The 22,002-nt window shown below is 56.8% G+C and carries 23 protein-coding genes; 16 read left to right on the forward strand and 7 right to left on the reverse strand.

Annotated elements, in window-relative coordinates; all coding sequences use genetic code 11:
- From agaF to L3069_RS19755, 7 genes are all read left to right on the forward strand, one after another.
- A complete protein-coding gene (gene agaF / locus L3069_RS19725) occupies positions 1-435 on the forward strand; it encodes a PTS galactosamine/N-acetylgalactosamine transporter subunit IIA (protein ID WP_038416780.1) in 435 nt (144 codons plus the stop codon).
- Positions 432-1,565, forward strand: coding sequence for an N-acetylglucosamine-6-phosphate deacetylase (gene nagA / locus L3069_RS19730; protein WP_236901893.1), 1,134 nt, complete (start codon positions 432-434; stop codon positions 1,563-1,565). The genes agaF and nagA overlap by 4 nt, the downstream gene beginning before the upstream one ends.
- Before the next feature lie 246 nt (positions 1,566-1,811).
- Positions 1,812-2,957 carry an SIS domain-containing protein gene (locus tag L3069_RS19735; RefSeq protein WP_038416782.1) on the forward strand — a complete coding sequence of 382 codons (1,146 nt, stop codon included), beginning with the start codon at positions 1,812-1,814 and terminating at the stop codon, positions 2,955-2,957.
- Between the two features lie 12 nt (positions 2,958-2,969).
- Positions 2,970-3,842, forward strand: coding sequence for a tagatose-bisphosphate aldolase subunit KbaY (gene kbaY, locus L3069_RS19740; protein WP_003861740.1), 873 nt, complete (start codon positions 2,970-2,972; stop codon positions 3,840-3,842).
- A 116-nt stretch (positions 3,843-3,958) separates the two neighbouring features.
- Entirely contained in the window at positions 3,959-5,530 is a 1,572-nt protein-coding gene (malX, locus tag L3069_RS19745; protein ID WP_022649499.1) for a maltose/glucose-specific PTS transporter subunit IIBC, read from the forward strand.
- 12 nt (positions 5,531-5,542) lie between these two features.
- Positions 5,543-6,715: a MalY/PatB family protein gene (locus L3069_RS19750; RefSeq protein WP_022649500.1), complete on the forward strand. Its 1,173-nt coding sequence runs from the start codon at positions 5,543-5,545 to the stop codon at positions 6,713-6,715.
- A 16-nt stretch (positions 6,716-6,731) separates the two neighbouring features.
- Complete coding sequence (locus L3069_RS19755) at positions 6,732-8,621, forward strand: enterotoxin (RefSeq protein WP_023307052.1); 1,890 nt, start codon at positions 6,732-6,734, stop codon at positions 8,619-8,621.
- A 67-nt stretch (positions 8,622-8,688) separates the two neighbouring features.
- Here L3069_RS19755 and rsmI read toward each other — a convergent pair whose 3' ends face one another.
- Positions 8,689-9,552, reverse strand: a complete 864-nt coding sequence (gene rsmI, locus L3069_RS19760; protein ID WP_032626405.1) for a 16S rRNA (cytidine(1402)-2'-O)-methyltransferase — start codon at positions 9,550-9,552, stop codon at positions 8,689-8,691.
- A gap of 61 nt (positions 9,553-9,613) precedes the next feature.
- Between rsmI and L3069_RS19765 the strand changes: the two genes are divergently transcribed.
- The 4 genes from L3069_RS19765 to dolP are packed head-to-tail and all read left to right on the forward strand — an operon-like array spanning position 9,614 to position 13,302.
- On the forward strand, positions 9,614-11,752 hold the full coding sequence (locus L3069_RS19765) for a penicillin-binding protein activator (RefSeq protein WP_038416784.1): 2,139 nt from the start codon (positions 9,614-9,616) through the stop codon (positions 11,750-11,752).
- Positions 11,710-12,105: a YraN family protein gene (locus L3069_RS19770; RefSeq protein ID WP_022649504.1), complete on the forward strand. Its 396-nt coding sequence runs from the start codon at positions 11,710-11,712 to the stop codon at positions 12,103-12,105. The genes L3069_RS19765 and L3069_RS19770 overlap by 43 nt, the downstream gene beginning before the upstream one ends.
- A gap of 21 nt (positions 12,106-12,126) precedes the next feature.
- A complete protein-coding gene (gene diaA / locus L3069_RS19775; RefSeq protein ID WP_003861754.1) occupies positions 12,127-12,717 on the forward strand; it encodes a DnaA initiator-associating protein DiaA in 591 nt (196 codons plus the stop codon).
- 9 nt (positions 12,718-12,726) lie between these two features.
- Positions 12,727-13,302, forward strand: a complete 576-nt coding sequence (dolP, locus tag L3069_RS19780; protein WP_022649505.1) for a division/outer membrane stress-associated lipid-binding lipoprotein — start codon at positions 12,727-12,729, stop codon at positions 13,300-13,302.
- Positions 13,303-13,352: 50 nt separating this feature from the next.
- Here the strand turns inward: dolP and L3069_RS19785 are convergent, their stop codons facing one another.
- Both L3069_RS19785 and L3069_RS19790 read right to left on the reverse strand, forming a co-directional pair.
- Positions 13,353-14,390 (reverse strand): permease, encoded by a 1,038-nt coding sequence (locus L3069_RS19785; protein WP_023307055.1) that lies wholly within the window; start codon positions 14,388-14,390, stop codon positions 13,353-13,355.
- Positions 14,391-14,430: 40 nt separating this feature from the next.
- The gene (locus tag L3069_RS19790) at positions 14,431-15,075 is read right to left on the reverse strand and encodes an NAD(P)H-binding protein (RefSeq protein WP_022649507.1); all 645 of its coding nucleotides are present in this window, start codon (positions 15,073-15,075) and stop codon (positions 14,431-14,433) included.
- A 128-nt stretch (positions 15,076-15,203) separates the two neighbouring features.
- Between L3069_RS19790 and L3069_RS19795 the strand changes: the two genes are divergently transcribed.
- Positions 15,204-15,722 (forward strand): type 1 glutamine amidotransferase domain-containing protein, encoded by a 519-nt coding sequence (locus L3069_RS19795; protein WP_015571965.1) that lies wholly within the window; start codon positions 15,204-15,206, stop codon positions 15,720-15,722.
- On the opposite strand, the gene L3069_RS19800 is transcribed toward L3069_RS19795, so the two are convergent.
- Entirely contained in the window at positions 15,702-16,136 is a 435-nt protein-coding gene (locus tag L3069_RS19800; RefSeq protein ID WP_022649508.1) for a YhbP family protein, read from the reverse strand. The genes L3069_RS19795 and L3069_RS19800 overlap by 21 nt on opposite strands.
- Before the next feature lie 14 nt (positions 16,137-16,150).
- On the opposite strand from L3069_RS19800, the gene L3069_RS19805 reads away from it, so the two are divergent.
- Positions 16,151-16,480: a GIY-YIG nuclease family protein gene (locus L3069_RS19805; RefSeq protein ID WP_003861768.1), complete on the forward strand. Its 330-nt coding sequence runs from the start codon at positions 16,151-16,153 to the stop codon at positions 16,478-16,480.
- On the opposite strand, the gene L3069_RS19810 is transcribed toward L3069_RS19805, so the two are convergent.
- Complete coding sequence (locus tag L3069_RS19810; protein ID WP_022649509.1) at positions 16,467-16,970, reverse strand: GNAT family N-acetyltransferase; 504 nt, start codon at positions 16,968-16,970, stop codon at positions 16,467-16,469. The two genes, L3069_RS19805 and L3069_RS19810, sit on opposite strands and share 14 nt — an antisense overlap.
- Positions 16,964-17,488 (reverse strand): SCP2 domain-containing protein, encoded by a 525-nt coding sequence (locus tag L3069_RS19815; RefSeq protein ID WP_023307057.1) that lies wholly within the window; start codon positions 17,486-17,488, stop codon positions 16,964-16,966. The genes L3069_RS19810 and L3069_RS19815 overlap by 7 nt, the downstream gene beginning before the upstream one ends.
- Positions 17,489-17,709: 221 nt before the next feature.
- Between L3069_RS19815 and L3069_RS19820 the strand changes: the two genes are divergently transcribed.
- The 3 genes from L3069_RS19820 (at position 17,710) to L3069_RS19830 (ending at position 20,676) form a co-directional block, all read left to right on the forward strand.
- Complete coding sequence (locus L3069_RS19820; protein WP_022649510.1) at positions 17,710-18,705, forward strand: peptidase U32 family protein; 996 nt, start codon at positions 17,710-17,712, stop codon at positions 18,703-18,705.
- Positions 18,706-18,712: 7 nt separating this feature from the next.
- Positions 18,713-19,591, forward strand: a complete 879-nt coding sequence (locus L3069_RS19825; RefSeq protein ID WP_038416786.1) for a U32 family peptidase — start codon at positions 18,713-18,715, stop codon at positions 19,589-19,591.
- A gap of 77 nt (positions 19,592-19,668) precedes the next feature.
- The gene (locus tag L3069_RS19830; RefSeq protein WP_022649512.1) at positions 19,669-20,676 is read left to right on the forward strand and encodes an LLM class flavin-dependent oxidoreductase; all 1,008 of its coding nucleotides are present in this window, start codon (positions 19,669-19,671) and stop codon (positions 20,674-20,676) included.
- A 120-nt stretch (positions 20,677-20,796) separates the two neighbouring features.
- On the opposite strand, the gene L3069_RS19835 is transcribed toward L3069_RS19830, so the two are convergent.
- Positions 20,797-21,954 (reverse strand): DDE-type integrase/transposase/recombinase, encoded by a 1,158-nt coding sequence (locus L3069_RS19835; protein WP_023305267.1) that lies wholly within the window; start codon positions 21,952-21,954, stop codon positions 20,797-20,799.
- Between the last annotated feature and the right edge of the window lie 48 nt (positions 21,955-22,002).

The following is a 22,002-nucleotide window of genomic DNA, read 5'->3' on the forward strand; positions in this document are numbered from 1 at the left end:
ATGTTAGGCATTATTTTGACGGGTCATGGCGGTTTTGCCAGCGGGCTGGAACAGGCGATGAAGCAAATCCTCGGCGAACAGCCGCAGTTTATCGCCATCGATTTTCCGGAAAGCTCCACCACTGCGCGGCTGACCGCGCAGCTTGAGCAGGCAGTGAATGATTTGGATGCAGAGCACGATATCGTGTTTCTCACCGATCTTCTCGGCGGTACGCCGTTTCGTGTGGCCTCTACCCTCGCGATGCAACACCCCGGCAGCGAAGTGATCACCGGCACCAATCTCCAGCTTTTGCTGGAGATGGTTCTGGAGCGCGAAGGGTTAAGCAGTGAAGCATTTCGTTTGCAGGCGCTGGAGTGCGGCCATCGCGGCCTGACCAGCCTGGTGGATGAGCTTGCACGCTGTCGCGAGGAAGCGCCCGCCGAGGAAGGGATATGAGCCAGCTGCTGCGCGCGCGTCGTCTGCTTACCGGGCAGGGCTGGCTGGATGACCATCAGCTGCGCATGGATAGAGGCGTCATCACCGCCATCGAGCCGATTCCGGCAGGGGTTAACACCCGCGAGGCAGACCTGCTTTGCCCGGCATACATTGATATCCACGTCCACGGCGGCGCGGGTGTGGATGTGATGGATGATGCCCCCGACGTGCTGGACCGGTTAGCCATGCATAAAGCGCGTGAAGGCGTGGGGGCGTTTCTGCCTACCACCGTCACCGCTCCGCTGGAGGCGATCCATGGCGCGTTACGGCGCATTGCCCGACGCTGTCATGTCGGTGGCCCCGGTGCGCAGGTCCTGGGCAGCTATCTGGAAGGCCCGTACTTTACGCCGCAGAACAAAGGGGCACATCCGCAAGAACTGTTTCGCGAACTGGATCTCGCGGAACTTGATGATCTGATTGCGGTTTCGCAGAACACGCTGCGGGTAGTGGCGCTTGCGCCGGAAAAAGCGGAAGCCCTGAAGGCGATCCATCACCTCAAGCAAAAAGGGATACGCGTCATGCTGGGCCACAGCGCCGCTACATACGCGCAAACCTTGGCCGCATTTGATGCAGGCGCAGCCGGGCTGGTGCACTGCTACAACGGCATGACGGGGTTACACCACTGGGAGCCCGGCATGGTTGGCGCTGGCCTTACGGACCCACGCGCGTGGCTGGAGCTTATTGCCGACGGGCATCACGTTCATCCTGGAGCCATGCGGCTGTGTTGTTGCTGCGCGAAGGATCGTACGGTGCTGATTACCGATGCCATGCAGGCGGCGGGTATGCCTGATGGACGCTATACGTTGTGTGGTGGAAATGTCGAGATGCAGGGCGGCGTTGTCCGCACGGCCTCAGGCGGGCTGGCGGGCAGCACGCTCGCGCTGGATGCCGCCGTGCGAAATATGGTGGAGCATACGGGGGTCGCCCCAGAGCAAGCTATCCATATGGCTTCACTGCATCCCGCCCGTCTGCTCGGTATGGATCACCTGCTGGGATCGTTAGCGCCGGGCAAACGCGCCAATATTATTGCGCTGGATGCGGGTTTACACCTCCGGCAGATTTGGATCCAGGGTCAGGCTCTTTCCCTGTAGCCCTTTCACAGTGTGCCCTGTTGGCCTTACGGAAGACGATCGTAAGGCCTTTCTTTTCCTTTCCTTGATTTTCTCCTTTCCTTTCGCGATCACACTTTTCGTTTTATTTCTTTTACGCCATTGAACTTTCGATTTCTTTTCTATAGATTTTATTTAACTGCTAAAGTGAATAAGTGAAACGAAACGAAAGATAGCGACACGTTTGCCAGCGTCTGATGTGGAATTCACACGACTAAGGACTGAGTTATGCCACAAACCACTACCGCCACCACCGGCACCTGGACCGAAAAAGAGATCCGCCAGCAGCCAGCCAGCTGGCTTCGCTCGCTCAACAATATTGATAACCTGCGCACCTCGATCGACAGTTTTCTGACGCCACTGTTGCGCAAGCGCGATCTGCGGATCGTTCTGACCGGTGCGGGTACGTCCGCTTTTATCGGCGACATCATTGCGCCATGGCTTGCCAGCCACACGGGGAAAAACATCACCGCGATACCTACGACCGATCTGGTCACCAACCCGATGGATTATTTCAGCCCTGCGCACCCGCTGCTTCTGGTCTCTTTCGCCCGTTCTGGCAATAGCCCGGAGAGCGTCGCCGCCGTTGAGCTGGCGAATCAGTTCGTACCGGAGTGCTACCACCTGTCGATCACCTGTAATGAAGCGGGCAGCCTGTATCAGAATGCCGTCGACAGCGATAACGCCTGCGCTCTGCTCATGCCAGCCGAAACGCACGATCGCGGGTTCGCGATGACAAGCAGCATCACCACCATGATGGCGAGCTGCCTGGCGGTATTCGCACCGGAAACGATCAACAGCAAAACGTTCCGCGACGTGTCCGATCGCTGTCAGGCGATCCTCACATCGCTTGGCGATTTCAGCCCCGGCGTCTTTGGTAACGAACCGTGGAAACGCATTGTTTATCTGGGCAGCGGTGGATTACAGGGCGCCGCACGGGAGTCTGCGCTGAAAGTGCTGGAGCTGACCGCCGGTAAGCTGGCGGCATTCTACGATTCGCCAACGGGTTTCCGTCACGGGCCTAAGTCACTGGTGGACAACGAAACGCTGGTCGTCGTGTTTGTCTCCAGCCATCCGTACACGCGTCAGTACGATCTGGATCTGCTCGCCGAGCTACGTCGCGATCGTCAGGCTATGCGGGTAGTAGCCATTGCAGCCGAAACGGATCCGGTCATTGAAGCTGGCCCGCATATCCTGCTGCCGCCTTCTCGTTCATTTAACGATATGGAGCAGGCGTTCTGCTTCCTGATGTACGCCCAGGTCTTCGCACTGACCCAGTCTCTGCACGTTGGCAATACGCCAGATACGCCATCCGCCAGCGGTACGGTTAACCGTGTGGTCCAGGGCGTCGTTATTCATCCGTGGCAGGCTTAAGAGGACAGGCTCATGAGTATTATTTCTACCAAATATCTTTTGCAGGACGCACAGGCAAAGGGCTATGCCGTTCCGGCCTTTAACATTCATAACGCCGAGACGATCCAGGCGATCCTCGAAGTCTGTAGCGAAATGCGATCCCCGGTGATCCTCGCGGGTACGCCGGGGACGTTTAAACATATTGCGCTGGAAGAGATCTACGCCTTGTGCAGCGCATATTCCCTTACTTATGACATGCCGCTGGCGCTACACCTCGATCACCACGAATCGCTGGATGACATTCGCCGCAAAGTCCATGCCGGCGTACGTAGCGCAATGATCGACGGTAGCCATTACCCCTTCGAACAAAACGTCAAGCTGGTGAAATCGGTCGTCGATTTCTGTCACCTCAACGACTGTAGCGTCGAGGCCGAACTGGGCCGACTGGGTGGAGTGGAAGATGACATGAGCGTCGACGCCGAAAGCGCGTTCCTGACCGACCCGCAGGAAGCAAAACGCTTTGTCGAACTGACAGGCGTGGACAGCCTCGCCGTTGCCATCGGAACCGCGCACGGCCTCTATACCAAACGCCCAAAAATCGACTTCCAGCGGCTGGCCGAGATCCGTGAGGTAGTGACAGTGCCGCTGGTACTGCACGGTGCGAGCGATGTTCCGGATGAGGATGTGCGCCGCACCATTGAGCTGGGCGTCTGCAAAGTTAACGTCGCAACAGAGCTGAAAATCGCCTTCTCTGACGCAGTCAAAGCCTGGTTTGCCGAGAACCCACAGGGCAACGATCCGCGCTTCTACATGCGCGTCGGCATGGATGCCATGAAAGAGGTGGTCAGAAGCAAAATCACCGTTTGCGGCTCGGCGAACCGCCTGCTGCTTCCGGCTGAAGCCTGAACCCATCGCGCATAACGTTAGTACCGAAAAAATAACTATAAGCCTCGCAAATATGAAGGCGCGTCCTTAAGCCGGACAGCGCCTTCCATTATCCTAAAAATCCGAGGAGTCCCTACATGACACAGGAAAAGTCGTTTAAATCGAAAGCGTGGGAGTTTTTCCAGAGCCTGGGAAAGACGTTTATGTTCCCGGTTTCGCTATTGGCCTTTATGGGGTTGTTGTTAGGTATCGGTAGTTCTGTCACCAGCCCTTCCACCATCAAAAGTTTTCCCTTTCTGGGCGGCGAGTTAACGCAGCTCACCTTTGGTTTTATCGCCATGGTCGGTGGCTTTGCTTTTACCTATCTGCCGCTGATGTTTGCCATGGCGATCCCAATGGGCCTTGCCAGGCGTAATAAAGCGGTGGGCGCTTTTGCCGGATTCGTTGGCTACATGCTGATGAACATGAGCATCAACTACTACCTGACCGCCACCCACCAGCTTGCGGATGCCGCCACCATGAGACAGGTGGGACAATCCATCGTGCTTGGCATTCAAACGCTGGAGATGGGCGTGCTCGGCGGCATTGTGGTAGGGGTGATCACCTACTTCCTGCACGAACGCTTCCAGGACACGGTGCTGCACGACGCATTTGCCTTCTTTAGCGGCATTCGTTTTGTACCGATTGTTACCGCCCTCACCCTGTCGCTGGTCGGCCTGGTCATCCCCCTGCTGTGGGAATATGTGGCAATGGGCATTGCCGGGATTGGTCATATCATCCAGAGCACCAGCGTCTTTGGGCCGTTCCTGTATGGCGTGGGCGTGCTGCTACTCAAACCTTTTGGCCTGCATCACATACTGCTGGCGATGGTGCGCTTCACCCCGGCGGGCGGCATTGAGATGGTTAACGGCCAGGAAGTGGCCGGTGCGCTGAACATTTTCTACGCCGAGCTGAAAGCGGGTCTGCCGTTTAGCCCGCACGTTACGGCATTTTTATCGCAAGGGTTTATGCCGACCTTTATCTTCGGCCTGCCTGCCGTGGCTTACGCTATCTACCGCACCGCGCGCCCGGAAAACCGTCCGGTGATTAAAGGGCTGCTGCTTTCAGGCGTGCTGGTTTCAGTTGTCACGGGTATTTCAGAGCCGATTGAGTTCCTGTTCCTGTTTATTGCCCCTGTGCTTTACGCGTTTCATATCGTTATGTCTGGCCTGGCGCTGATGGTGATGGCGCTGCTCGGCGTCACCATCGGCAACACTGACGGCGGTATTCTGGATCTGCTGATCTTCGGCGTCATGCAGGGGATGTCGACCAAATGGTATCTGCTGTTCCCGGTGGGTATTGCCTGGTTTGCTATCTACTTCTTCGTCTTCCGCTGGTACATCCTCAAGCACGATATAAAAACGCCAGGCCGTGAGGTTGACGCGCAGGGTGCGCTCCAGGCGGTGGAAGCCAATACCCGGGCACGTGGAAAATCAAAATACGATCATGGGCTTATTCTTCGCGCGCTTGGCGGTAAAGAGAATATTGAGTCGCTCGACAACTGCATTACCCGCTTACGTCTGGTGGTGAAAGATATGGGGCTTATCGACCAGCAGGCGCTGAAGGCCGCTGGCGCCTTGTCAGTCGTGGTGCTTGATGCCCACAGCGTTCAGGTGATCATCGGCCCGCAGGTGCAGAGCGTCAAATCCGGCATTGAAGCCTTAATTTAACAGGGGGTCGTTGTGTTTGATTTCGACAGAATCATTGAGCGTAAAAGCGATAAATGCCGTAAATGGGATCATGCGTTTGTGTGTTCGCGTTTCGGTGATGTCCCGGAGGGATTTATCCCGCTGTGGATAGCAGACATGGATTTCACCTCGCCACCCGCCGTGATTGAAGGCTTTCAGCGCATCGTGGAGCATGGCACCTTCGGTTACACCTGGTGCTTCGACGAATTCTACGATGCGGTCATCGCCTTCCAGCGCACCCGTCATCAGGTTGAGGTGCATAAGTCATGGATCACCCTGACCTACGGCACCGTTTCTACGCTGCACTATACGGTTCAGGCGTTCTGCAATCCCGGCGACTGCGTGATGATGAACACCCCGGTGTATGACCCGTTTGCGATGGCGACACAGCGACAGGGCGTGCGGGTGCTTGCAAATCCGCTGAGCGTGAAGGAAAACCGCTATCAGCTGGATTTTAATCTGATTGAAGTTCAGCTCAAAACTCACCGTCCAAAACTGTGGTTCTTCTGCTCGCCGCATAACCCCTCGGGCCGCATCTGGCGCGCGGATGAGATACGCCAGGTGTCCGATCTCTGTAAGCGCTACGGCACGATTCTGGTGGTTGATGAGGTTCACGCCGAGCACATTCTGGACGGTACATTCGTCAGCTGTCTGACTTCGGGCTGTGCCGCCCAGGACAACCTGATTGTGCTGACCTCCCCCAATAAAGCCTTCAACCTTGGCGGGCTAAAAACATCCTACTCAATGATTCCAGACGATTCGCTGCGCCAGCGTTTCCGCCAGCAGTTGGAGAAGAACTCCATTACCTCGCCCAATATCTTCGGCGTGTGGGGAATTATTCTGGCCTATCGGCAAGGTCTGCCATGGCTCGACGCGCTGAATGGTTATCTGCGCGGCAATGCCCGCTACCTTGCGGATGCCATCCAGACCCACTTCCCTGCATGGAAGATGATGAACCCGGAGTCGTCGTATCTCGCCTGGATAGACGTCAGTGCGGACGATCGCAGTGCGACGGCGCTAACCCAACATTTCGCCAAACAGGCTGGCGTGGTCATCGAAGATGGCAGCCACTACGTACAAAACGGCGAAAACTACCTGCGTATTAACTTCGGCACCCAGCGCTACTGGCTGGAACAGTCCATCAACCGAATGCTGAAGCATTACTGATAAGGATCTTACCCCGATGAAAACAAGGCTCACTCTCTCGCTGCTGGCTCTCTGTGTTTCTCATGGCGCGGCGGCAGCAAACTACGCGCTCAGTAACAACAATATTGCCCTTTCGTTTGATGATGCAAATGCAACGGTAGTAGTAACGGACAGCAAGGCTAACCATCCGCTCACGCCACAGGAGTTGTTCTTTCTGACGCTGCCGGATGAAACAAAAATCCACACCGCTGATTTCAAAATCAAGCACGTCGAAAAGCAGGACAACGCGATAGTCATCGACTTTACGCATCCGGATTTTAACGTAACGGTGAAACTGAACCTGGTGAAGGGAAAATACGCCAGCATCGGCTACACCATCGCCGCCGTCGGGCAGCCGCGGGACGTAGCGAAAATGACCTTCTTCCCGACGAAGAAGCAGTCTCAGGCACCTTACGTTGACGGGGCGATTAACAGCTCGCCAATCGTGGCCGACTCGTTCTTCATCCTGCCAGACAAACCGATTGTGAATACTTACGCTTATGAAGCCACCACGAACCTCAACGTGGAGCTGAAAACGCCAATTCTGCCTGAGACACCGGTCAGTTTTACCACCTGGTTCGGCACTTTCCCGGAAACTAATCAGCTGCGGCGCAGCGTAAACCAGTTTATCGATGCCGTGCGCCCGCGGCCTTATAAGCCTTATCTGCACTACAACAGCTGGATGGACATTGGCTTCTTTACTCCTTACTCCGAGCAGGATGTCATTGGGCGGATGGACGAATGGAATAAAGAATTTATTGCCGGACGCGGGGTGGCGCTGGACGCGTTCCTGCTGGACGATGGCTGGGACGATCGCACCGGACGCTGGCTGTTTGGCCCGGCATTCAGCAACGGTTTTGGCAAAGTCAGGGAAAAAGCCGATAGCCTGCATAGCTCGGTTGGGCTGTGGCTTTCACCGTGGGGCGGTTACAACAAGCCGCGCGATATTCGCGTCTCGCATGCAAAAGAGTATGGTTTCGAAACCGTAGACGGCAAGCTGGCGCTGTCGGGGCCGAACTACTTTAAAAACTTTAACGATCAGATCATTAAGCTGATCAAAAACGAGCACATTACCTCGTTCAAACTCGACGGAATGGGTAACGCCAATTCGCATATCAAGGGCAGCCCATTTGCATCGGATTTTGACGCGTCCATTGCCCTGCTGCACAACATGCGCAGCGCAAACCCGAACCTGTTTATCAACCTGACCACCGGGACCGACGCGAGCCCGTCCTGGCTGTTCTATGCTGATTCAATCTGGCGTCAGGGCGATGATATCAACCTGTACGGTCCCGGCACGCCAGTGCAGCAGTGGATGACCTACCGGGATGCCGAAACTTATCGCTCCATCGTACGCAAAGGCCCGCTGTTCCCGCTGAACTCCCTGATGTACCACGGGATCGTCAGTGCAGAGAACGCTTACTATGGACTGGAGAAAGTACAAACGGACGGTGATTTTGCCGATCAGGTCTGGAGCTACTTCGCGACCGGAACTCAACTTCAGGAGCTGTACATCACGCCGTCCATGCTTAACAAGGCGAAGTGGGACACCCTGGCACAGGCGGCGAAGTGGTCGCGTGAGAATGCCAGCGTGCTGGTGGATACGCACTGGATTGGCGGTGACCCAACTTCGCTTGAGGTTTACGGCTGGGCCTCATGGAGTAAAGACAAAGCGATTTTTGGTTTACGCAACCCGTCGGATAAGCCGCAACGTTACTACCTGGATTTAACCAAAGATTTTGAGATCCCGGCAGGAGAGCGCTCGCAGTTTACCCTGAAAGCCGTGTACGGCAGTAATTCGACCGTACCAGAGGAATATAAAAACGCTGTGGTGATTACGCTGCAACCGCTGGAAACGCTGGTGTTTGAGGCGATTCCGGGAAAATAGTAAGGCTTTGACACGGTGTAGGCCGGGTAAGGCGAAGCCGCCACCCGGCAAAACAGGCGGCAGGGGCTTACTCCCCCTGCTGCTCCAGCGCATATTTATACAGCGCATTTTTCTTCACGCCGTGGATCTCCGCCGCCAGCGCCGCCGCTTTTTTCAGGGGCAGTTCAGCCTGTAGCAGGGTCAGCGTACGCAGCGCATCGGCAGGCAGGGCGTCTTCCTGCGCTTTATGCCCTTCGACAATCAGCACCATTTCGCCCTTGCGGCGGTTCTCATCCTCTTTCACCCACGCCAGCAGTTCGCCAACCGGCGCGCCGTGAATGGTTTCCCAGGTTTTGGTCAGCTCGCGCGCCAGCACCACGTAGCGGGATTCGCCCCAGACGGTAACCATATCGTCCAGGCTTTCCAGCAGGCGGTGGGTTGATTCGTAAAAAATCAGGGTACGCGGCTCTGCTTCCAGATCCTTTAACACGTCGCGACGGCCTTTGGATTTAGCAGGCAGGAAACCTTCGTAGCAGAAACGATCGGACGGCAGGCCCGCCGCGCTTAATGCAGCAATAGCAGCACACGGCCCCGGCAGCGGCACAACGCGGATCCCTGCTTCACGGCAGGTGCGCACCAGATGGTAGCCCGGATCGTTGATAAGCGGCGTACCCGCATCGGAGACCAGCGCGATGTTCTGCCCTTCTTTCAGCTTCGCCACCAGCGTTTCGGCTTTTTGTTGCTCATTGTGATCGTGCAGGGCAAACAAACGGGCGTTAATGGCAAAGTGCTGCAGCAGTAAACCGGTATGACGGGTGTCTTCAGCAGCAATTAAATCAACAGCTTGCAATACAGTGAGTGCACGTTGGGTAATATCAGACAAATTCCCGATAGGAGTAGGTACAATATAAAGCTGGCCTTGAGAATTATCTGCCGTTTCGTGTTGTTTCATTGTTTCGTCCGTATTGCCGATTTAATATTGAGCATTGCGTAAAAAAATCACTGGATACAGTATGGTACCGTTAACGTTTCTTCGAAAAAAAGCCGCGCACAGCGTGCCCCTCCTGCTGGCAGCCCTGATCTTTACCGGCTGCGGCACCCAGGCACCTGACCAGAGCACTGCTCATATGCAGGGATCCGCTCAGGCTGATTCTGGCTTTTATCTGCAACAAATGTCGCAGAGTTCAAATGATACCAGGATCAACTGGCAATTACTCGCCATTCGTGCACTGCTGAAGGAAGGAAAAACCCAGCAGGCTGCCGAGCTGTTCAGCCAGCTGCCGCAGGATCTTAACGACGATCAGCGCCATGAGCAGACGCTGCTGTCGGCAGAACTGAAGGTCGCGCAGAAAGATTTCGACGGCGCTAAGAAGATCCTCGGCACTATCGAACTGAGCGCGCTGGATAAGAATCAGCAGGCCCGTTTCTGGCAGGCCGGTATCACCGCTGAGCAGGGTCACCCCTCCCTGACGCTTCTCCGCGCGCTGATTGCCCAGGAGCCTCTGCTTGCGGGTGCGGACAAGCAGAAAAATATTGACGCAACCTGGCAGGCACTCGCCTCCATGACCCAGGATCAGGCCAGAGCGCTGGTGATCAACGCCGATGAAAATGTCCTGCAAGGCTGGCTGGATCTGCAACAGATGTGGTTCAACAACCGCAGCGATCCGAACATGCTGAAAGCCGGCATTACCGACTGGCAAAAGCGCTACCCGCAAAACCCGGGAGCAAAAATGCTGCCAACGCAGCTGGTGAACGTGCAAAACTTTAAGCCCGCCTCCACCAGCAAAATCGCCCTGCTGCTGCCGTTAAACGGCCAGGCAGCGGTGTTTGGCCGCGCCATTCAGCAAGGTTTTGAAGCCGCGAAAAACGGCACTACCGCCGTCACCGGCAGCGCCGTTCCGGCGCAGGCAGCACAGGCGGCGAATGTGAATGACGTCGTCAGTCCGTCAGCCGCCGAAACCAGCGACCTGACCACCGCGCAAACCCCTGCCCAGGGCACCATGCAGAATCCGGTTACCGCCCCAACGACGCAACCCGCTACCTCAGCGCCTGCGGCAACACAGGCCCCGGCTGAAACCCCGGCGCCCGCGACGGCAGAACAACCTCAGCCGCAAACCGCGCAGCCGGAACAGCAGCCAGCAGCCCAGCCGCAGGCTGTGGCCACCACCAGCGCTAACCCTGGTGCAGAGTTGAAAATCTACGACACCAGCGCCCAGCCGCTTGACCAGGTGCTGGCGCAGGTTCAGCAGGACGGGGCCAGCATCGTTGTCGGCCCGCTGTTGAAAAACAACGTGGAAGCGCTGATGAAGAGCAACACCACGCTGAACGTGCTGGCGCTTAACCAGCCTGAGCAGGTTCAGAACCGCGCCAATATCTGTTACTTCGCCCTCTCTCCGGAGGATGAAGCCCGCGATGCGGCCCGTCATATCCACGAGCAGGGCAAACAGGCGCCGCTGCTGCTGATCCCACGCAGCACGCTGGGCGACCGCGTTGCCAACGCCTTTGCGCAAGAGTGGCAGACCCTTGGCGGTGGCGTGGTGTTGCAGCAGAAATTTGGCTCAGCTTCCGAACTGAGAGCGGGCGTGAACGGCGGGGCAGGTATTGCCCTCAACGGTAGCCCGGTATCCGCCAGCCTGCCGCAGCAGCAGAGCGTCACCATCGGCGGTCTGACGATCCCAGCCCCCCCTACCGACGCGCAAATCAGCGGCGGCGGTAAAGTGGATTCGGCGTACATCGTCGCTACGCCGGAAGAGATCGCCTTTATCAAACCAATGATCGCCATGCGTAACGGCAGCCAGAGCGGCGCAACGCTCTACGCCAGCTCACGCAGCGCACAGGGTACCGCAGGCCCGGATTTCCGTCTGGAAATGGAAGGACTGCAATACAGCGAGATCCCTATGCTGGCAGGCAGCAACCCGCAGTTGATGCAGCAGGCGCTGGGCGCGGTGCGCAATGATTATTCCCTGGCGCGTCTGTACGCGATGGGCGTCGATGCCTGGGCGCTGGCAAACCACTTTACCCAGATGCGCCAGGTACCGGGCTTTGAGCTTAACGGGAATACCGGCGATCTGACCGCCGATCAGGATTGTGTGATTAACAGGAAGTTATCATGGCTCAAATACCAGCAGGGGCAGATCGTCCCGGCCAGTTAAGCCGCAAAGAGACCGGCGACGCGTGGGAGCTAAAAGCGCGCCGCTGGCTTGAAGGCAAAGGACTGCGCTTTGTCGCCGCCAACGTTCGCGGGCGCGGCGGCGAGATTGACCTGATTATGAAAGACGGTCAAACCATCGTGTTTGTTGAAGTACGCTACCGACAGTCGTCCCGTTTTGGCGGTGCTGCCGCCAGCGTGACGCTCGCCAAACAACAAAAATTATTACAGACTGCCCACTTGTGGCTTGCCCGCCATAATGGGAGTTTTGATACTGTGGATTGCCGTTTCGATGTGGTAGCCTTCACCGGAAATGCGATCGACTGGCTTAAAAACGCGTTTGGCGAAGACGCATAAATAAGATTTTAAAGGGATACCGTGCTCGAACGAATAAAAGTGTGCTTCACAGAAAGCATTCAAACGCAGATTGCCGCAGCGGAAGCCCTTCCGGACGCGATCTCGCGTGCAGCGATGACGCTGGTTCAGTCGCTGCTCAACGGCAACAAAATCCTCTGTTGTGGCAATGGCACGTCCGCCGCCAACGCACAGCATTTTGCTGCCAGCATGATCAATCGCTTCGAAACCGAGCGACCGAGTTTACCTGCCATTGCACTAAACACCGATAACGTGGTCTTAACTGCGATTGCCAACGATCGTCTGCATGACGAAATTTACGCCAAGCAGGTGCGCGCCTTAGGCCATGCCGGAGACGTGTTGCTGGCGATCTCCACGCGCGGTAACAGCCGGGATATCGTTAAGGCGGTTGAAGCGGCAGTAACCCGGGACATGACGATTGTCGCCCTGACCGGTTACGACGGCGGTGAGCTGGCTGGCCTGCTGGGGCCGCAGGATGTGGAGATCCGCATTCCTTCGCACCGTAGCGCCCGCATCCAGGAGATGCATATGCTCACGGTGAACTGCTTATGCGATCTGATCGATAACACGCTTTTCCCTCACCAGGATGATTAAGGAGTTCTCATGAAGGTTTTATCGGCCCTTGCAGTCGTGATGTCTGCATTACTGCTTCAGGGATGCATCGCTGCCGCTGTAGTCGGTACCGCAGCGGTCGGCACCAAAGCAGCGACCGATCCGCGTACCGTTGGGACGCAGGTGGATGACGGTACGCTTGAGCTGCGCGTAAACAGTGCGCTGTCGAAAGACGAACAGATCAAGAAGGAAGCACGCATTAACGTGACGGCTTATCAGGGTAAAGTTCTGCTGGCAGGCCAGGCGCCAACCCCTGAACTCGCCTCGCGCGCCAAACAGATCGCGATGGGCGTAGAAGGTACGGCGGAAGTGTTTAACGAGATCCGCCAGGGCCAGCCGATTGGTCTCGGCACCGCGTCATCTGATACCTGGATCACCACCAAAGTGCGTTCCCAGCTGCTGGGTACCGACCAGGTGAAATCCTCAAACGTGAAAGTAACCACTGAGAACGGCGAAGTGTTCCTGCTAGGCCTGGTGACAGAACGTGAAGGGAAAGCGGCGGCGGATATCGCCAGCCGGGTGAGCGGCGTGAAGCACGTCACCACCGCCTTTACTTATATCAAGTAATTCACACCTGACTGTAAGCCCGGTAAGCGCCAACGCCACCGGGCTTTCTTTCACACCAGCGCCATACTCCCCACAATCACTCCGCTCAACGCCACCAGCCCCGCCGTCAGCCACAGCGCTTTCGCCGGGAATGACTTACGCAGCATGATCAGCGACGGCAGGCTCACCGCCGGCAGCGTGATGAGCAGCGCCAGCGCCGGTGCGGTACCCATGCCAGCCATCATCATGGTCTGAATAATCGGGATCTCCGCCGCGGTTGGGATCACAAACAGGCAACCGGCCACCGCCATCGCAATCACCCACATCAGCGTGTTGTCGATAGCGCCATCCGCATGCGGGAACAGCCAGACGCGCGCCGCCCCCAGCACCAGTACGGCCAGGATATAGACCGGGATTGTGCTCCAGAAAAGCTGCCACAGCGCTTTGCCCCAGCGAGCTAAGAAACTGCCCTGCGGATCGCTGAGGTCCAGCTCAACGGAGGCAGGCCCGGCCTCGTTGTCTTTCACCAGGTGCTGCACTAGCGTAGCGACAAGCACCACCGTCAGCAGGCCAGCCGCCAGACGGATAAACGCGAAATGCCAGCCGAGAACGAAGCCCATAAACACCAGCGTTGCCGGGTTCAGCAGGGGGTTACCCATCCAGAAGGCAAGCGCACCGCCCATCGACACGCGCTGTCGGCGCATACCCGCCGCCACCGGTGCAGCGCAGCAGGAGCACATCATGCCCGGCAGGGAGAAAATCGTTCCCAGCAGCGTGCCCTGCAGGCGCGGTTGTCCCAGGGTTTTTATCAGCCAGTTACGCGGGATAAGTACCTGAATCAGCGAGCCCAGCAATACGCCCAATACCGCCGCTTTCCAGACGGCAAGAAAATAGACCATTGCGTAATCCCACGCCGCGCGAAGCGGGCTGGAATCGGCCTGCGCGAGAATCGATTTACCGATGCTGTGGGTGTCGGCGGCGGTGAAGGCTTTACCGTAGTACGGCTGCCATTTCACATACCAGAGGCCAATGATGACCACGAGAAAGAAGAGTGCGGGCTTCCACCACTGAACAGGTGTTGCCGCCTGAGATGAAGACTGACCAGTCATACCATTCCCCGGAAGGTGTTATTTAATAAGCCGGGGAAGTTTACGCCTCGCCCTGCGCGATTTCACGCAGTTTTGCCGAAGGGATAATATTAACCCCCTCTTGCGACGGAGCCAGTGCCTCTTTCAGCATCGCCTGCGCGACATCCCGCGCCTCGATGGACTTCCAGTTACCGGGCAGGATGCGAAACAGCGGAGCGAAAAAAGACTCGTTAAAACGCCGTTCGTCGCGGTGGCCCATCAGCATGGAAGGCCGTACGATGGTCAGGCGCTCCCATTGCTGCGCGATTAACGCCTCTTCCATTTTGCCCTTCACCTGGTTGTAAAAAAACGGCGAGCCTGCGTTCGCGCCGTGCGCGCTGACCACCAGGAAATGCTTAGCACCCAGCTTCTTGGCCGTCAGGGCGGTATCTACCACCAGCGTGTAATCTGCATGGACAAAGGCTTCTTTACTGCCCGCTTCCCGTCGGGTGGTGCCAAGGCAGCAAAAGGCGATATCAATGGGATCCTGCACCTGCGCCAGCGCGTCGGTAAGCTGGGGATCGTGCGGGTTATAGACGCCGGTGATATCCAACAGCGGGCGACGCGTCGGGGCGGCGATATAGTTGATATGCCGATCCTGGATCAGCAGCCGCAGCAGATGTCCACCCACCAGCCCGGTTGCGCCGGTAATCAGTACCTGACTCATCTTGTCCCCTTTACAGAATTGTCCGTTTGCGATCTGGGCCTGCTCTACCACACTTAAAAGTCTGTTACCGGTAAGTATTTACCACAAACGGGAAAAAAACAGTCTGAAGCGAAAACAACGGAGGAAGCATGGGTAAAAAAATCGCAGTCTTGATTACCGACGAGTTTGAAGATTCAGAATTTACGTCGCCAGCAGAGGCATTCCGCAAGGCGGGCCACGAGGTGGTCACCATCGAAAAAGAAGCGGGTAAAACCGTGAAGGGCCACAAGGGTGAAGCCAGCGTGACCATTGACGAATCCATTGATAACGTCAGCCCGTCGGATTTCGACGCCCTGCTGTTACCGGGCGGCCATTCACCGGATTCCCTGCGCGGGGACGAGCGTTTCGTCACCTTTACCCGTGACTTCGTCGGCACCGGTAAACCGGTGTTTGCCATTTGCCACGGTCCACAGCTGCTGATCAGCGCCGAGGTGGTACGCGGGCGTAAGCTCACCGCGGTGAAACCGATCGTTATCGATCTGAAAAACGCCGGTGCCGAGTTCTACGATCAGGAAGTGGTGAACGATAACGATCAGCTGATCACCAGCCGTACGCCGGACGATCTTCCAGCGTTTAACCGCGAAGCGCTACGCCTGCTCGGTGCGTAACCAGTGCAGCTTCTTGCCAAAGCCCAGGGTGTTGTCGGTAAATTTCAGCTCATCAAGGCGGATTTCCCACACCGGGGCTTTTAGCGCTGCGGCCACCGGGAAGCGGCGCGTATAGCGTTTACGCTGGGCGTCGCTTTCCTCACCTTCCAGGCGACGAATTTCGCCTTTGAACTGGACCCCGCGGATCAGCGCAACGGTTTTAGGCTGACCATTTACCGTGCCCGCCACTTTTGCCTGTTGGCCCGTCATCTGCGCATGCCGCGTTTTGTCTTCGCTCATCACGTAAAAGGCCACGCGCTCGGGATCGTAGTAATAAAAGGCATTTGCGCACCACATCTCCTCGTCTTTACAGACGCACCAGGTCACAACATGCTGCTTTGCCAGCCAGCGGTTAATGGCGGCCAGTGTTTCCATTTTCGCTCTCTCTCATGCTATGGTGCGTTCACCTTAACATACTGAATCTGTTTACCGTGTGCTGGTTTCTCTATCTTGTCCGAACCGCTGATAACGCACTCTACACCGGGATCACTACCGATGTGGCACGGCGTTTTTTACAACATCAAACGGGAAAAGGGGCGAAAGCACTGCGGGGGAAAGGTGAACTTCAGCTGGCGTTTTCAGCCGCCGTGGGCGACAGATCCCTGGCGCTCAGGCTGGAATACCGCATCAAGCAGCTGACGAAGCGCCAGAAAGAGCGTCTCGTCAACGGGGACGGCTCTTTCGAGGCGCTACGCGAAAGCCTGCTTAAAAACGATTGAAATGATCGTGGTACTCCACCAGACCGGTAACGCCGTCGAGCGAATCGTCCGCCAGAGGATGTACCAGGAAAGATGTTTCCGTGCCTGGCCAGTGACAGCGCAGATCGTATCTGGACGCTGGCTCAAAGCCTAAACGCTCGTAGAACGCCGGATCGCCCAGAACGACGACAGCGGCATAGCCAAATTCATTCAGGGAATCCAGCCCTTCATAGACCAGCTGGCGTGCCAGGCCCTGTCCACGGTAGTTTTCATCCACCGCCAGCGGCGCCATGCCGACCCACTGCAACTCTTCACCCTGCACAATCACCGGGCTGAACGCCACGTAGCCGACTACCTGCCCTTCATCGTCGGTGGCAACCAGGCCCAGCGTAATCAGGCCATCTTCGCGAAGATCGTGAACCAGTTGAGCTTCGGCGTCGCCTGCAAAAGAGCGGCGTAACAACGCATCGATACCCGGCGCATCAATCCCAATTTCGACTCGAATCAGCATGGTTCACCTACTGAAGTGTGTTTACTGTCCGGCGGGGTTTTTAGCCCGGCCTCAACGAAATCTGCCATTTGCATCAACATCATACGCAGTGCGTTCGGCATCTGCTCCAGCTCAATGGCATCCATTAAATTTTTGACGTACAGACCGAGCTCCGTGTCGCCTTCAATCACCAGACGACGCTGGAAGAAAAGGGTGTCCGGATCCTGTTTGCGCGCGGCGATCATCAGCAGATCGCTGGCATCCGCGCTAAAGCTGACATCCGCCTCGGCGGTTTCACGGACGATAAGCCGATCGTTCTCTACGGAAGTAAACCAGCGCAACCCGATATCGCGTACTTCAATCTTTAACCAGCGGCCTTCCAGAAACTCAAGCTCACCGTCCTGTAGCGCCTGGCGGAACTGCCAGCTCAGTACCTGTTCCAGCACCTGGCGTTTAAGCGCGAACGGCGCCAGTTTTACCGGCACGCTCAGCATTGATGGACCGAATTGTACGAGACGTGAACGCAGTTTATCCAGCACGAGCTTTACTCCCTGATAGCTATAGTCCTGCTATTTTGCCATATCCCGACAAGAAGATAGCGGCGTAAATCAACAAACCGTTGTCCGGTATACCTCATTATTGGTGCCATCAATACGCCATAAGCTGCCTTAAATCAAAAATTGTCGCGTATGGGTTAATTAAAATCCCAGCTCGTTAACATTTTTTACGATCCCTGCGATCGACAACATCGGGATAAATTATGGAGCTGCTCTGCCCTGCCGGAAACCTTCCGGCGCTTAAGGCGGCCATCGAAAATGGGGCCGATGCGGTCTATATCGGGCTGAAAGATGATACCAATGCCCGCCATTTTGCGGGTCTTAACTTTACGGAGAAAAAGCTTCAGGAAGCCGTTAACTTCGTTCACCAGCACCGGCGAAAACTGCACATCGCCATCAATACCTTTGCCCATCCTGATGGCTACGCCCGCTGGCAGCGCGCCGTGGATATGGCGGCCCAGCTGGGCGCCGATGCGTTGATCCTGGCCGACCTCGCTATGCTTGAGTATGCGGCAGAACGTTATCCGCATATTGAGCGCCACGTCTCTGTTCAGGCATCGGCCACCAATGAAGAGGCCGTGCGTTTTTATCATCGACACTTTGACGTGGCTCGCGTGGTGCTGCCGCGCGTGCTCTCTATTCATCAGGTTAAGCAACTGGCGCGCGTCACGCCAGTGCCGCTGGAGGTTTTTGCCTTCGGCAGCCTGTGCATCATGGCCGAAGGCCGCTGCTATCTTTCTTCCTATCTTACCGGGGAATCGCCAAATACCGTCGGTGCCTGCTCGCCTGCCCGCTTCGTTCGCTGGCAGCAAACGCCGCAGGGGCTGGAGTCGCGCCTGAATAACGTGTTAATCGACCGCTATCAGGACGGTGAAAACGCGGGCTACCCGACGCTGTGCAAAGGCCGCTATCTGGTGGACGGCGAGCGCTACCACGCGCTGGAGGAGCCCACCAGCCTCAACACGCTGGAGCTGCTGCCGGAACTGCTGGCCGCCAACATTGCCTCGGTGAAAATCGAAGGCCGCCAGCGTAGCCCGGCCTACGTGAGCCAGGTGGCGAAGGTGTGGCGTCAGGCTATCGACCGCTGCATGGCGGACCCGCAAAACTACGCCCCGCAGGCGGCCTGGATGGAGACGCTCGGCGCGATGTCCGAAGGCACGCAAACCACGCTCGGCGCGTATCACCGTAAATGGCAGTGAGATAATCATGAAATATTCATTAGGGCCGGTGCTTTACTACTGGCCAAAAGAGACGCTGGAAGATTTTTACCAGCAGGCGGCTAACAGCAGCGCCGATGTGATTTACCTCGGCGAAGCGGTGTGCAGCAAGCGCCGTGCCACCAAAGTGGGCGACTGGCTGGATATGGCGAAAAGCCTGGCCGGCAGCGGCAAGCAGGTGGTGCTCTCGACGCTGGCGCTGGTGCAGGCGTCCTCTGAACTGGGCGAGCTGAAGCGCTACGTCGAAAACGGTGAGTTCCTGCTGGAGGCGAGCGACCTGGGCGTGGTGAACATGTGCGCCGAGCGTAAGCTGCCGTTTGTCGCCGGACATGCGCTGAACTGCTATAACGCGGTGACCCTGCGCCTGCTGCTCAAACAAGGGATGACACGCTGGTGCATGCCGGTTGAGCTCTCCCGCGACTGGCTGGTCAACCTGCTAAATCAGTGTGACGAGCTGGGCATTCGCAATCAGTTTGAAGTCGAAGTGCTGAGCTACGGCCATCTGCCGCTGGCCTACTCTGCCCGCTGCTTCACCGCGCGTTCCGAAGATCGCCCGAAAGACGAGTGTGAAACCTGCTGCATTAAGTACCCGAACGGACGCAGCATGCTCTCGCAGGAGAATCAGCAGGTGTTTGTCCTCAACGGCATTCAGACTATGAGCGGTTACGTCTATAACCTCGGCAACGAGCTGGCGTCAATGCATGGGCTGGTGGATATGGTGCGTCTTTCGCCGCTCGATACCGGCGTGTTCGCCATGCTGCACGCCTTCCGCGCCAACGAAAACGGCGCCTCGCCGCTGCCGCTGACGGCAAACAGCGACTGCAACGGTTACTGGAAACGTCTCGCCGGGCTGGAATTGCAGGGGTAAAAAAGCTCACTTTGTTAACAACGGTTATCATTTTTTAATGCAGTATTAAAGATTGACCGTCGACAAAGTGAGCTGTTATGACTGACAAAACCATTCCGTTTTCGGTGCTGGATCTGGCACCGATTCCACAAGGCTCCTCGGCAAGAGAAGCCTTTTCGCACTCTCTGGATCTGGCTCAGCTTGCCGAAAAACGTGGCTATCACCGCTACTGGCTGGCGGAGCACCATAACATGGTGGGCATCGCCAGCGCCGCCACCTCAGTACTGATTGGCTATCTGGCGGCGAATACCACTACTTTGCACCTTGGCTCCGGTGGCGTGATGCTGCCGAACCATGCCCCGCTGGTGATTGCCGAGCAGTTTGGCACCCTGAATACACTCTACCCCGGACGCATTGATTTGGGTCTTGGCCGCGCGCCGGGCAGCGACCAGCCGACCATGCGCGCCCTGCGTCGCCATATGAGCGGCGATATCGACAACTTCCCGCGTGATGTAGCGGAGCTGGTAGACTGGTTCGATGCGAGCGATCCTAACCCGCACGTGCGCCCGGTGCCGGGCTACGGCGAGAAAATCCCGGTGTGGCTGTTAGGCTCAAGTCTGTACAGCGCACAGCTTGCCGCACAGCTGGGGCTGCCGTTCGCGTTCGCTTCCCACTTCGCACCGGATATGCTGCATCAGGCTCTGCATCTCTACCGCACAAACTTCAAGCCTTCCGAGCGTCTTGAGAAGCCGTATGCGATGGTGTGCATCAATATCATTGCCGCCGACAGCAACCGCGACGCGGAATTCCTGTTTACCTCCATGCAGCAGGCGTTTGTGAAGCTGCGTCGCGGCGAGACGGGCCAGTTGCCACCACCGGTAGAAAATATGCATCAGCTGTGGTCGGCCTCTGAGCAGTATGGCGTGCAGCAGGCCCTGAGCATGTCGCTGGTGGGTGATAAGGCGAAGGTGCGTCACGGTCTGGAGGCAGTGCTACGAGAAACGCAGGCGGATGAAATTATGGTCAACGGCCAGATTTTCGATCATCAGGCGCGTTTGCATTCATTTGATCTGGCGATGCAGGTGAAAGAGGAGTTGGTGGGGTAGTTTTTTGCCGGATGGCGGCTTCGCCTTATCCGGCCTACGCGATCCCTGTAGGCCCGGTAAGCGTAGTGTATGACCGGATACATAGGTAACAGATCAGACCGGGAACATAGGTAACACTTTTCAGTCTATCCGGAGCACACTCTGGGTTTTTCGGTCGTAGTACGCAAGCGTTATTCCATTAAAGATGATGGCCTCCAGGCCATCATCTTGTTCTTCCAGCATGATGTACTCATCAGTCAGCGCTTCACTCAGGAACACCGTCCCCTTTTTCCCCATATAGAGTGTCCCCCTTGATTTCACCCTGTAGACCGTACCTCCTTCCGGATAAGCATATTCAGGAACCCTGCCATCCCAGTGCCGGCCTGAGGGTTGCCATACCGTTCCGGGCGTTGCACCCGCCAGGGCTTCATGTGGCCTTTCATAGTTAAACTCTTCCCGGTAGCCACTGAACCACCGCTGTTGTTCTTCCATCGTCATAAATATGTTGCCCTGTTTTACTGCACTTTTCAGCGAACGATGCATTCGCTCATGACGGCCGTTTTCTTCCGGATGCCCCTTTCTGATGCGTTCCGGTCTGATGCCCAGCTTTATCAGCCAGACTGCAAGGCGACTTAACCCGGCGATACCTGTTCCTGCGAAAGGCTGACCATTATCCGTTCTCAGGACTTCCGGCAGACCGTACTCCAGGAACGCATCCGTCAGGCACTGCCTGACGAAGGGCTCGCTCTCCCGGTCTGCTCCCCGGCAGCTCAGAAGATACCGGCTGTGATTGTCGGTGAGGGTGAAGGGATGACAGTATTTCCGGCTCAGCAGCCTGAACTTGCCTTTAAAATCAGCGCTCCAGACCTGATTGTTCTCACTGATGATGGTCAGGGGCTGGCGATTGCCCGGGGTTCTGCGTTTTCGCTTTTTATCCGGAACCAGGCCTTCACGCTTGAGGATATCGCCGATAGTACTGGCAGCGGGGACGGTAAAATCGACGTGATGATTGAGCAGCCACATCCGCAGTTTTTTGGGGCCCCAGTCAGGGTGTTTTTGCCTCAGGGCCGTAAGCTGCCCGGCGATATCATCAGGAACTGTCCGGGAGTGGGAGTGCGGAGCACGCGACCGGTCAGAGAGAGATGACAGGTCAGAGGGGTCAAAACGCTGAAGCCATTTGTAACCGGTTTTTCGACTGATGCCGAAGAGACGGCAGAGGGCAGAAAAAGAATCCGTACCTGCATGGCAGGCACGGATGAAATCAAGGCGTTGCATAGGTCGCGTCTCAGTCCAGGGCATAGCGAGTCTCCTCTTCTATGCCAGTTATAACTGTTACCCATGTATCCG

The sequence above is a fragment of the Enterobacter cloacae complex sp. ECL411 genome, assembly GCF_021869665.1.
Classification (GTDB): Bacteria; Pseudomonadota; Gammaproteobacteria; order Enterobacterales; family Enterobacteriaceae; genus Enterobacter; species Enterobacter intestinihominis.

Coding starts and splice junctions, on each gene's coding strand:
- L3069_RS19810 (WP_022649509.1), bottom strand. CDS start 16,970: ATGCTGATTCGAGTCGAAATTGGGATTGATGCGCCGGGTATCGATGCG.
- L3069_RS19755 (WP_023307052.1), top strand. CDS start 6,732: ATGAAAACAAGGCTCACTCTCTCGCTGCTGGCTCTCTGTGTTTCTCAT.
- rsmI (WP_032626405.1), bottom strand. CDS start 9,552: ATGAAACAACACGAAACGGCAGATAATTCTCAAGGCCAGCTTTATATT.
- L3069_RS19735 (WP_038416782.1), top strand. CDS start 1,812: ATGCCACAAACCACTACCGCCACCACCGGCACCTGGACCGAAAAAGAG.
- malX (WP_022649499.1), top strand. CDS start 3,959: ATGACACAGGAAAAGTCGTTTAAATCGAAAGCGTGGGAGTTTTTCCAG.
- L3069_RS19835 (WP_023305267.1), bottom strand. CDS start 21,954: ATGCCCTGGACTGAGACGCGACCTATGCAACGCCTTGATTTCATCCGT.
- L3069_RS19785 (WP_023307055.1), bottom strand. CDS start 14,390: ATGACTGGTCAGTCTTCATCTCAGGCGGCAACACCTGTTCAGTGGTGG.
- L3069_RS19795 (WP_015571965.1), top strand. CDS start 15,204: ATGGGTAAAAAAATCGCAGTCTTGATTACCGACGAGTTTGAAGATTCA.
- kbaY (WP_003861740.1), top strand. CDS start 2,970: ATGAGTATTATTTCTACCAAATATCTTTTGCAGGACGCACAGGCAAAG.
- agaF (WP_038416780.1), top strand. CDS start 1: ATGTTAGGCATTATTTTGACGGGTCATGGCGGTTTTGCCAGCGGGCTG.
- L3069_RS19790 (WP_022649507.1), bottom strand. CDS start 15,075: ATGAGTCAGGTACTGATTACCGGCGCAACCGGGCTGGTGGGTGGACAT.
- nagA (WP_236901893.1), top strand. CDS start 432: ATGAGCCAGCTGCTGCGCGCGCGTCGTCTGCTTACCGGGCAGGGCTGG.
- L3069_RS19830 (WP_022649512.1), top strand. CDS start 19,669: ATGACTGACAAAACCATTCCGTTTTCGGTGCTGGATCTGGCACCGATT.
- dolP (WP_022649505.1), top strand. CDS start 12,727: ATGAAGGTTTTATCGGCCCTTGCAGTCGTGATGTCTGCATTACTGCTT.
- L3069_RS19820 (WP_022649510.1), top strand. CDS start 17,710: ATGGAGCTGCTCTGCCCTGCCGGAAACCTTCCGGCGCTTAAGGCGGCC.
- L3069_RS19825 (WP_038416786.1), top strand. CDS start 18,713: ATGAAATATTCATTAGGGCCGGTGCTTTACTACTGGCCAAAAGAGACG.
- L3069_RS19805 (WP_003861768.1), top strand. CDS start 16,151: ATGCTATGGTGCGTTCACCTTAACATACTGAATCTGTTTACCGTGTGC.
- L3069_RS19770 (WP_022649504.1), top strand. CDS start 11,710: ATGGCTCAAATACCAGCAGGGGCAGATCGTCCCGGCCAGTTAAGCCGC.
- L3069_RS19800 (WP_022649508.1), bottom strand. CDS start 16,136: ATGGAAACACTGGCCGCCATTAACCGCTGGCTGGCAAAGCAGCATGTT.
- L3069_RS19765 (WP_038416784.1), top strand. CDS start 9,614: ATGGTACCGTTAACGTTTCTTCGAAAAAAAGCCGCGCACAGCGTGCCC.